The sequence below is a fragment of the Pseudonocardia sp. genome (assembly GCF_025965585.1).
Taxonomy (GTDB): domain Bacteria; phylum Actinomycetota; class Actinomycetes; order Mycobacteriales; family Pseudonocardiaceae; genus Pseudonocardia.
Window position 1 is genome coordinate 1 of the sequence record NZ_JAOPWR010000421.1, and the last position, 9,880, is coordinate 9,880.

General features: G+C 70.6%; 10 protein-coding genes. All 10 read right to left on the minus strand.

Annotated features, from left to right (window positions below; all coding sequences use genetic code 11):
• Positions 1–349, minus strand: a 349-nt coding sequence (locus tag JWR81_RS25840) for a Gfo/Idh/MocA family protein (protein WP_297658493.1), incomplete at its 3' end; no start/stop codon positions are given.
• Positions 346–2,232 (minus strand): 3D-(3,5/4)-trihydroxycyclohexane-1,2-dione acylhydrolase (decyclizing), encoded by a 1,887-nt coding sequence (gene iolD / locus JWR81_RS25845; RefSeq protein ID WP_297658495.1) that lies wholly within the window; start codon positions 2,230–2,232, stop codon positions 346–348. The genes iolD and JWR81_RS25840, both read right to left, overlap by 4 nt.
• A gap of 41 nt (positions 2,233–2,273) precedes the next feature.
• On the minus strand, positions 2,274–3,998 hold the full coding sequence (araD, locus tag JWR81_RS25850; protein WP_297658497.1) for an L-arabinonate dehydratase: 1,725 nt from the start codon (positions 3,996–3,998) through the stop codon (positions 2,274–2,276).
• A gap of 54 nt (positions 3,999–4,052) precedes the next feature.
• On the minus strand, positions 4,053–4,871 hold the full coding sequence (locus JWR81_RS25855) for an IclR family transcriptional regulator (RefSeq protein WP_297658500.1): 819 nt from the start codon (positions 4,869–4,871) through the stop codon (positions 4,053–4,055).
• 86 nt (positions 4,872–4,957) lie between these two features.
• The gene (locus JWR81_RS25860; RefSeq protein WP_297658502.1) at positions 4,958–6,424 is read right to left on the minus strand and encodes a sugar porter family MFS transporter; all 1,467 of its coding nucleotides are present in this window, start codon (positions 6,422–6,424) and stop codon (positions 4,958–4,960) included.
• A 266-nt stretch (positions 6,425–6,690) separates the two neighbouring features.
• A complete protein-coding gene (locus JWR81_RS25865) occupies positions 6,691–7,479 on the minus strand; it encodes a DeoR/GlpR family DNA-binding transcription regulator (protein WP_297658504.1) in 789 nt (262 codons plus the stop codon).
• Positions 7,476–8,486: a LacI family DNA-binding transcriptional regulator gene (locus JWR81_RS25870; protein ID WP_297658506.1), complete on the minus strand. Its 1,011-nt coding sequence runs from the start codon at positions 8,484–8,486 to the stop codon at positions 7,476–7,478. Before JWR81_RS25870 ends, JWR81_RS25865 begins: the two co-directional genes overlap by 4 nt.
• 243 nt (positions 8,487–8,729) lie before the next feature.
• Positions 8,730–8,876: a hypothetical protein gene (locus JWR81_RS34530; protein ID WP_367278857.1), complete on the minus strand. Its 147-nt coding sequence runs from the start codon at positions 8,874–8,876 to the stop codon at positions 8,730–8,732.
• A gap of 105 nt (positions 8,877–8,981) precedes the next feature.
• Positions 8,982–9,416 (minus strand): universal stress protein, encoded by a 435-nt coding sequence (locus tag JWR81_RS34535; RefSeq protein ID WP_367278858.1) that lies wholly within the window; start codon positions 9,414–9,416, stop codon positions 8,982–8,984.
• A 153-nt stretch (positions 9,417–9,569) separates the two neighbouring features.
• Positions 9,570–9,880: 3,4-dihydroxy-2-butanone-4-phosphate synthase (locus JWR81_RS25880; protein ID WP_297658510.1), on the minus strand; the 311-nt coding region annotated here is incomplete at its 5' end.

Here is a 9,880-nt window from a genome sequence, read left to right on the forward strand (position 1 = left end):
GGCGCCGGCCCGCGGCCACCTCGGCATCGAGGATCCGCTCGCACGCCTCCCGGGTGGTCGCCAACGGCTTCTCGCAGAACACCTGCTTACCCGCCGCGATACCGGCCAGCACGTACTCCTCGTGCGAGGGCCCCCACGAGGTCACCACCACCGCGTCGACATCCGGATCCGCGATCAGCTCCTGACCGCTCCCATGAACCGACGCCCCCTCCGGCGCGACCGACCCCGCCCGGGCCACGTCCACATCGCTGACCGCGACAACCCTGGCCCCCGCCAACACCGTGGTCAACCTGCGGATATGGTCCTGACCGATCATCCCGACACCGATCACACCCACGTTCACCGTCACGGGAGCTGTCCTTCCCGGAGTGCCGGGGTGAGGAACGGGCGTTGTCCGGCCTTGTGGGTCTCGTAGGTCTTGCGGGCCTCGTTGGTGCTGTCGAGCTGCGCCACCTCGGACACCGGCACGTCCCACCAGCTCTCGGACGACGGCACGGGGGCCAGCGGGTCGGTCTCGATGTGGATCGCGGTGGTGCGCGTCGCAGCCTTCGCTGTCGCGATGGCCGCCCGGAACTCCTCGATCGTGCGCACGCGGATCACGTCCGCGCCCAGGCTCTCGGCGTTGGTCGCGAGGTCGACCGGGAGCTTGTCCCCGTCCAGCAGTCCCGTGTCGGCGTTCCGGTAGCGGTACCAGGTGCCGAAGCGCTGCGACCCGAGCGACTCCGAGAGCGACCCGATCGACGAGAACCCGTGGTTCTGCACGATGACCAGGATCAGCTTGATGTTCTCGGAGACTGCTGTGACGATCTCCTGCGCCATCATCAGGTAGGAACCGTCGCCGACCAGGGAGTAGACCTCCCGCTCCGGGGCGGCCATCTTGATCCCGAGCGCGCCGGCGATCTCGTAGCCCATGCAGGAGAACGCATACTCCACGTGGTACTGCTTCGGGTCCTGCGCCCGCCAGAGCATCTGCAGGTCACCGGGCATGGACCCGGCCGCCTGCACCACCACGGACTGGAGGCCGATCTCCTCGTTGAGCGCGCCGAGAACCTCGGTCTGGGCGGGCAGCGGCTGATGGTCGAGGTGGTAGGCATCGTCGACGATCTGGTTCCACGCGGCCTTGTGCTCCGACCAGGTGTTCGACACGTGGTAGCCGTCCAGCGCCGCGGTGAGCGCGGTCAGGCCCTCGCGGGCGTCGGCCACGAGCATCACGCCCGCGTGCTTGGCCGCGTCCAGCGAGGCGACGTTGAGGTTGACGAACCGCACGCCCGGGTTCTGGAACGCCGTCCGCGACGCGGTGGTGAAGTCCGAGTAGCGGGTGCCGACGCCGATGACCACGTCGGCCTCACGGGCCAGCGCGTTGGCCACGGGCGACCCGGTGGACCCGATCCCGCCGACGGCGTTCGGGTGGTCCCACAGGATCGCGCCCTTGCCGGCCTGGGTGTCGGCCACCGGGATGCCGGTGGCGTCGGTGAACGCCCGCAGCGCGTCGAGCGCCCCGCTGTAGTGCACGCCTCCACCAGCGATGAGCAATGGGGCCTGTGCCGACCGGATCACCGCCGCCGCCCGATCGAGCACCGCGGGCTCGGGCAGCGGACGCGGGATGTGCCAGACCCGCTTCGCGAACAGCTCCTCGGGCCATTCGTGCGCCTCGGCCTGCACGTCCTGCGGCAGCGCGATCGTGACCGCGCCGGTCTCGGCCGGGTCGGTCAGCACCCGCATCGCGCCCAGCAACGCGGCGGGCAGCTGCTCCGGGCGCCACACCCGGTCGAAGAACCGCGACAGCGGACGGAACGCGTCGTTGACCGACACGTCGTAGCCCGATGGCAGCTCCAGCTCCTGCAGCACCGGTGACGCGGCCCGGGTGGCGAAGATGTCGCTCGCCAGCAGCAGCACCGGGATCCGGTTGGTCGTGGCCAGCGCGGCTCCGGTGAGCATGTTCGTCGAGCCCGGCCCGATCGACGCGGTGCACGCCATGGCCTGCAGCCGGTCGCGCATCCGCGAGTACCCGACGCTCGCGTGCACCATGCCCTGCTCGTTGCGCGCGAGGTGGTAGGGCAGGTCCACCGACCCGGTCACGTGGGCCTCGAGCAGCGCCTGCCCGACCCCGGCCACGTTGCCGTGCCCGAAGATGCCGAAGCAGCCCGGGATCAACCGGTGCTCGACCCCGTCGCGCTCGCTGTACTGGTTGGCCAGGAACCGCACCACTGCCTGGGCCACGGTGAGACGCACTCGACGGACCTCCTCTGTATCGACGCTTCGGGACGAACGGATCAGTGGATCTCCGGCTCGGGGGTGGGCACGCCGGCTTCGAGGAAGTCGAAGTCGCATCCTTCGTTGGCCTGCAGGATGTGCTGCAGGTACAACGCGCCGTAGCCGCGGCCGTACTTCGCGGCCGGCTGCTGCCAGTCGGCCCGACGCTTCTCCAGCTCCTCGTCGGTCACGGCGAGACTGAGCCTGCGGGCGGCCACGTCGAGCTCGATGACGTCGCCGTCGCGGACGAGGGCGAGCGGGCCGCCGACGTGCGACTCGGGCGCCACGTGCAGCACGCACGCGCCGTAGCTGGTACCGCTCATCCGCGCGTCGGAGATCCGCACCATGTCGCGCACCCCCTGCTCCAGCAGCTTCTTCGGGATGGGCAGCTGGCCCCACTCGGGCATGCCCGGCGCACCCTGCGGTCCCGCGCTCTTGAGCACCAGAACCGAGTTCTCGTCCACCACGAGGTCGGGGTCGTCGATCCGCGCGGCCATGTCGTCGTAGTTCTCGAACACCACGGCAGGCCCGGAGTGCCGGTGCAACCGGGCCTCCGCGGCGGGTGGCTTGATCACCGCGCCGTCCGGGGCGAGGTTGCCGTACAGCACCGCCAGGGTGCCGGACTCGACCAGCGGGTTGTCCCGGCTGCGGATCACGTCGTCGTTGAACACCGTGGAGGTAGCGACGTTCTCCCCCAGCGTCGCGCCGTTCGCGGTGCGCGCGGACGTGTCGAGCAGCTCACCGAGGTTGTGCAGCAGCGCGGGCAGACCGCCGGCGTAGAAGAAGTCCTCCATCAGATAGGTCCCCGACGGGCGGATGTTCGCCAGCAGCGGGGTGCGCCGGGCGAGCTCGTCGAAGTCACCGAGGTCCAGGTTTACGCCGATGCGCCGGGCCATCGCGATCAGATGGATGATCGCGTTCGTCGAGCCGCCGAGCGCGAGCACCGTGGTGATCGCGTTGCGGAACGCCGTGCGGGTGAGGATCGTCGAGAGCCGGACGTCGTCCCAGACCATGTCCACGATCCGCCGCCCGGTGTGGGCGCCCATCACCGCGTGCCGGGAGTCCGCGGCGGGGATCGACGCCGCGCCCGGCAACGTGACGCCGAGCGCTTCTGCCGCGCTCGTCATCGTGGACGCGGTGCCCATGGTCATGCAGTGCCCGGGCGAGCGGGCGATGCCGTTCTCGATCTCCTGCCAGTCCTGCTGGGTGATCTTCCCGGCCCGCAGGTCGGCCCAGTACTTCCAGGTGTCGGACCCCGAGCCGAGCGTGGTGCCGCCCCAGTGGCCGCGCAGCATCGGACCGGCCGGCAGGAACAGCGCCGGGAGGTCCATCGACGAGGCGCCCATGAGCAGGCCGGGCGTGGTCTTGTCGCAGCCGCCCATCAGCACCGCGCCGTCGATGGGGTACGAGCGCAGCAGCTCCTCGGTCTCCATCGCCAGCAGGTTGCGGTAGAGCATCGTCGTGGGCTTCTGGAACGGCTCCGACAGCGACATCGCCGGCAGCTCCACAGGGAATCCGCCTGCCGACCACACCCCGCGCTTGACGTCCTCGACGCGCTGCTTGAAGTGCGTGTGGCACGGATTGATGTCGCTCCAGGTATTCACGATCGCGATCACCGGCTTGCCGCGGTAGTCGCTGGCGTCGAAACCCATCTGCGCCGTACGGGATCGGTGCCCGAACGAGCGCAGGTCCTGCGCGCCGTACCACCGGTGGCTGCGAAGCTCCTCTGGCGTCTTCCTGGCCACGGGATCACCTTTCGTCGCTGTCGGGTCGTCACTGTCGGGAGGGACGGACGGGGCTCAGCCACCGGCCGCGGGAGAGGCGGCAAACGGCTCCGGCACCAGCCGCAGCCGCAGCCGGTCGGACGGGGCCCGATCGGCCGTGAGCTCACGTGACAGGCCGCGCGCGGCGACGGCCAGCGCGGCCTTGGCCACGACCAGGTCGGTGGGCAGATCAGGCAGCTCCAGCTCCAGAGCCGCGACGGCGGCACCGCCGCAGCCGAAGACCGGGGCAGCCGCGGCGCGCTGCCCCGGCGTCAGCTCGCCGTGGGCCACCGCGATATGGGTGAGTCGCACGATCCCCAGCGCGCGGTGGAGCCGGTCGGGCGTGTCGAGCGTGCGCGACGTGAACACGGTCAGGTGCTGTGCCACCCAAGCGACCGTGCTCGACGGCGCGAACGCCAGGATGGCCTTGCCCGCCGCCGAGGCGTGGGCCGGCAGCGTGGCGCTTCGCGAGAAGGACGTGACCGGCTCCGGGTCCAGGCGCTTCTCGATGTAGGCCACCCGGCCGTCGGCCAGCACGCCGAACCGCGCCCGCATGCCGGTGGCCTCGCACAGGTCCGTGACGATCTGCGGGGCACGCTCCTTCAGCGCCGGTGCCGATATGACGTCGCTGCCGAGCTGCTGGACGGTCGAGCCGATGCGGTAGAGGCCGTCCGGGGCGCGGTACAGGAGCTGCCACGCCGCGAGGTCGGCGGTCAGCCGGTGGGTCGTGGAGAGGGGCAGCCCCGTCATCCGGGCGATCTCGGTGATGGAGTGGCTGTCGCCGGTCAGGAACGTCGAGAGGATCGCGGTGATCCTGCTGACCACCGACCGCGGTGGGGAAGGGTGGTTCAGCACGTCGCCTCCCAGCGCATCACCGGCACTCCTGTGCCGCCCCGAGCAGAACGGAACAGGAGGGCCGGTTGCGGACGGGTCGTAGCGGGTCAGGAGCCGTGGATGCTCGCCGGAGTCCGGACGAAATGCGCCGCGTCGTGCTCACGGAAGTCGTCCTCCAGCTCCTCGAGGGTGCGTCCGCGGGTCTCCGGGGCGAACCGCTTGACGAAGAACACCGAGCCCAGGTTGATCAGCGCGAACAGCCCGAACGTCAGGGTGGCGCCCAGCGCCGCGACCAGTGGCGGGAACGCGAAGGAGATGGCCGCGTTGACCGTCCAGAGCACGAACACCGCGATGCCCATCGCGAAGCCCCGGATCGTCATCGGGAAGATCTCCGACAGCAGCAGCCAGACCAGCGTGCCGATGAAGGTCTGGACGAAGAACACGACGATCAGCATCGCAGCCAGGATCAGGTAGCTGCGGAACGCCGACTCCGGCATCAGGAACGACAGCGCGAGCACCGCGTGTCCGGATGCCACCCCGATGAAACCGGTGAGCAGCATCGGTCTGCGGTTGAAGTGACCCAGCAGGACGATCCCGAGGATCGTGCCGATGATCGCCACCACCCCGACGGTGATCGTGAGGATGAGGGAGGCGCTGGCGCCCAGGCCCGTCGACTCCAGGATGGTCGGGGCGTAGTAGTTCACCGTGTTGATGCCCGTCGCCTGCTGCACCGTGGCCAGACCGCATCCGACCCACAGGATCCGGCGCATCCAGGGGTAGGACCGCAGGTCGCGCATCGCCGCGCCCTTGTCCTCGGCCAGGTCCCGCTTCGCGTGCTCGGCGATGATGTTGAACTCCTCGGACGCCTCGGCGGCGTCCCGGCTCTGGTTCAGCACCCGCCGGGTGTCGTCCAGGCGTCCGCGCACCGCGTACCAACGCGGCGAGTCCGGCAGGAAGAACATGCCGGCGAACAGCGCGACGGCCGGGATGATCGCAACCGCGAGCATCCACCGCCACACGTGCGGGTCCTTGATCGCCGCGTCCAGGATGGCGTTGATGGCGAAGGCGAGGAACTGCCCTGTGACGATCATCAGCTCGTTGATCGTCACCATCCGGCCCCGGCGGTGCGCCGGCGCCATCTCCGCCAGGTAGAGCGGGCCCGTCGTGGCCGCCGCCCCCACGCCGAAGCCGAGGATGATCCGGCCGACCACCATGACCGTGACGTTCGGCGCGGTCGCGCAGATCAGTGCGCCGACGAGGAACAGCCCCGCGCAGACCAGCAGACTGCCCTTGCGCCCGAGTCTGTCGGCCAGCTTGCCGCCCAGCAGCGCACCGAACGCCGCCCCCGGGAACAGCAGCGAGCTGACGACGAGCGCCTCGGTGAACGGGGTCAGCCCCAGGTCCGTCTTCATGTAGAGGAGAGCCCCGGAGATCACGCCGGTGTCGTACCCGAAGAGCAGGCCACCGAGCGTGGAGATCACGGTGAGTTTGATAAGGAACCGGTTGTGCACTCCGGAACTGCGGGGGGCGGATTCTTCCGCCCGTCCCGCATGAGCAGATCCACTCGCCGACATTGGCGCCTCTCCTCACGAGGATTCGACCGCACGGCCCCGATCGGTCCCGTGCAGCGGCCACCCGCAGGAGATCGGGAATCCGCGGGTGAGATAGCGTGGGAGGAGGCTAGGCGCGGCTGGAGCCGAGCGTCAACACGATACGTTGTCCTGGTTCGCACAATTCATGGTGCCTTTGGAACATCCCCCTGAGCATTCGCCCGGACCAACCCGTTCGGGCCCCTTGTATTCCACCCAGCGGCAGCCGATTGACAATTATGGGAATGGGGCTACGCGTCGACGGCGTGTACCGGGACATGCGCGCGGTGCAGCGCCGCGCTGACGGGGCGCGGGAGCGGCCGGTCGGTGACGACCACGGTCAACCCGGCCAGCGCCGCGACGCAGGCGGGTGCCGAGTTCGCGAACACCTCGTGGGTCACGACGAGCACCACTTCGTCGGCGATCCCGATCAGCCTGCGCTGCACGCTGGCCTCGCCGGGTGAGCGCGAGTAGGTCCCGCGGACGTCGACCGCGGCCGGCGAGAAGAAGAAGGTGCGTGCCCTCAGCGCGTCGACGGCGGCCTCGGTGGTCGGCCCCACGAATGCGTGCCGGTCGGCGAGCAACTCGCCGCCCAGCGCCACGGTCCGCGCTGCGGGCGTCCGCTCGTCGAGCAGGTGCAGCACCGGCAGGGAGTGGGTGATGACCGAGCCCCGGAAGTCGCCGGGGAGCGCCATGGCCACGGCGTATGCGGTCGGGCCCGCGTCCACCGCGACCGTGTCCGAGCGCCCGACCAGGCCGGCCGCACGGCTCGCGACCCTCGCCCTGGCCGCTGAGTTGCCGTCGTCGAGAAAGGCGCGGCCGTGCATGCCGGACGGGGTCAGGGTGACCCCACCGTGCACCAGGCGCACCTCCCCCACGGCCTCCAGACTGTGCAGGTCGCGCCGGACCGTCATGACCGAGACGCCGAGCTCCCTGGCGATGTCGGCGATCGCGAGGAAACCGGCCGACCGCAGCGTCGACGTGATCCATGCGCGCCGTTCCGGCGCACCTTCGCTCCGCGTGTCCGGGTCGTCGGTCATGGGGCCCCGGCCGCCCTCTCGCCGACCGTGGCGGGCACGGGCCCGCTGCTGGCGCGGATGATCAGCTCCGCGGGCAGGGCCAGCAGGCTGCGTTCCTCCACGTCGCGACCTGCGATGGCGTCGAGCAGCAACCGCACCGCCTCCCGGCCCACCGCGGCGGCCGGCAGCCGCACCGTGGTCAGCCGGGGCGTGACCATCTCGGCGAGCGAGGTGTCGTCGACGCCGACCACGCTGATGTCGTGCGGCACCCGGACACCGCGGTCCGAGAGCCGGTTGACGACGCCGACGGCCACCTCGTCGTTGTAGGCCAGCACGGCCGTGGCCCCACTCGCGAGCAGGAGGTCGGCCGCACGGACGCCGGCCGAGAACCGCGCATTGAACGGCCCGAGCGCAGCGGCGTCCATCCCCAACCGCCCGCACGCCTCCCGGTAACCGCTGAGCCGGATCTCGTTCGAGTAGCTCCCGGGCGGGCCGGCGAGGTAGACGATCCGGCGGTGCCCGAGGGCGTGCAGGTGTTCCACGGCGTGCCCGACCGCGTCTGTCGCGTCCGTGACGACGGCGGGAATCCCGTCGATGAGACGGTTGGTGAGCACGACCGGCACGGTGGCGGCCAACTCGCGCAGAGCGTCGTCGGGCATCAACGGCGAGACGAGCAGCAGCCCGTCAACCTGCGGTGCCAGCGCGCGCGCCCACCGCTCCTCGTCATCGGCCAGCTCGTCGGATCCCGAGACGAACAGCGCGTAGCCGTCGCGGCGGGCCTCCTGCTGGACCGCCTTGGTGATGACGGCCGAGAAGGCGTTCGCGATGTCCGGGACGACGATGCCGATGGTGCCGGTCCGGCCGCGGGCCAGCGAACGGGCGACCGGATGCGGGGTGTAGCGCATCTCCTCGGCGACCGCCATCACCCGCTGCCGGGTGCCGACGGCGACCGCGTCGGGCTGCGTGAACACGCGGGACACGGTGGCCGGTGACACCCCGGCCCTCGCCGCCACATCGCGGATCGACATGCGCCCTCCTCCGTCACGCACCATCCTGAAACCGATTTCTGAAACATGTAACCGCCGTTCGGCCGATCCGGCGGAGCGCACTACGCCCGCGAGCTGGTGAACCTCTGCCTGGACACCGGGCATATCTCCTACTGCGACGGGAACAACGTCGAGATCATCCGGCGGTTCCCCGAGCGGATCACCTACGTGCACCTCAAGCAGGTCGAGCCCGAGGTCCGCGAGCGCGTCCGCCGGGAGAAGCTCTCACTCGCCGAGGCCGTCCCGCTGGGCATGATGTGCGAGCCGCCGTTCGGCGAGCCCGACACGCCCGAGCTGCTCGCGGCGCTCGCCGAGCTCGACCGGGACATCTACGCCGTCATCGAGCAGAACCTCTATCCCGTCGACCCGCACGTCCCCCTGCCCATCCAGGCCGGGCTGCCGGGTACTTCCGCGCCTGCGGACTCGGCCCCGTCGGACGCTGGCCGTACTGATCCGACCACCGGGACGTACACGGGCTCACGTGCCCTGCGACGGCACGGCGAGGACGGGACACGGCGAGAGGCTGAGCAGCCGAACAGTGACCCCGCCGACCAGCAGCCCCACGATCGGGCTGTGCCCGCGGGTCCCGACGACGAGCAGATCCGCGTGCTCCTCCTTCGCCAGCTCGACGATCTCGTGGGCGACACCGGTGACGGGGACCGTCGCCATCCTCAGCTCGGCGTCGATCCCGTCCCGCCGCAGCTCGTCGACCCGCCGCTCCAGCACGGCCCTGTGGGCCCGCGGACCGTCCTCCTCACCGGCGGCGATCGCTCCCCCCAAGCCGATCCCGACCTCCTCCACGTGAGCGAGGATGAGCCGGGCACGGCATCGTTCCGCAAGACCCCGTGCCACGGGTAGCGCAGCCTCGGCCGACGGGGACCCGTCGGACGCCCAGACGATGACCGTGAACATCGCTACTCCAACCCGAAGGGCACGACACCTCCGATCGCGGCTCTCCGACCCGCATGATCCGTGCCGAGCCTCCGCGGCGCCCCGGCCTGACAGAGCAACCGATCCTCATCGGTTAGCGCCAGCGTGTCAGTGCGCGGGTCGGCTTCATCCCACCTACGAGGCCTTATCCGAAGACTTGCCGCCACCGGCCAGAGCTCTGCGGGCGAAGTCGACCGCCGCCTCCGTGTGCCCCGGCCGCTGCGGCACTCCGCCGTCCTGTGCTCGCTGCCGCACCATGTGCCCGCGCCGCGCGAAGTCATCCGGCTCCGCATCCGCCGCCCCGAGGTCCGCGACTGTCCCGGTGCAGCGGAGATCCACGGTCACGCGGTAGGCGGTCTCGAACCGGTCGCCGTCGCGGTAGTGCATCGGCGGCAGATACGGTTGCTCACACTCGTCGCCGGGAAGCGCCGCGCATACCGACCCCG

What these genes read in the sequence shown, in the direction of transcription:
- JWR81_RS25865 (WP_297658504.1), bottom strand. Translation starts at nt 7,479, where the DNA reads ATGACCGACGACCCGGACACGCGGAGCGAAGGTGCGCCGGAACGGCGC.
- JWR81_RS25870 (WP_297658506.1), bottom strand. Translation starts at nt 8,486, where the DNA reads ATGTCGATCCGCGATGTGGCGGCGAGGGCCGGGGTGTCACCGGCCACC.
- JWR81_RS25860 (WP_297658502.1), bottom strand. Translation starts at nt 6,424, where the DNA reads ATGTCGGCGAGTGGATCTGCTCATGCGGGACGGGCGGAAGAATCCGCC.
- JWR81_RS34535 (WP_367278858.1), bottom strand. Translation starts at nt 9,416, where the DNA reads ATGTTCACGGTCATCGTCTGGGCGTCCGACGGGTCCCCGTCGGCCGAG.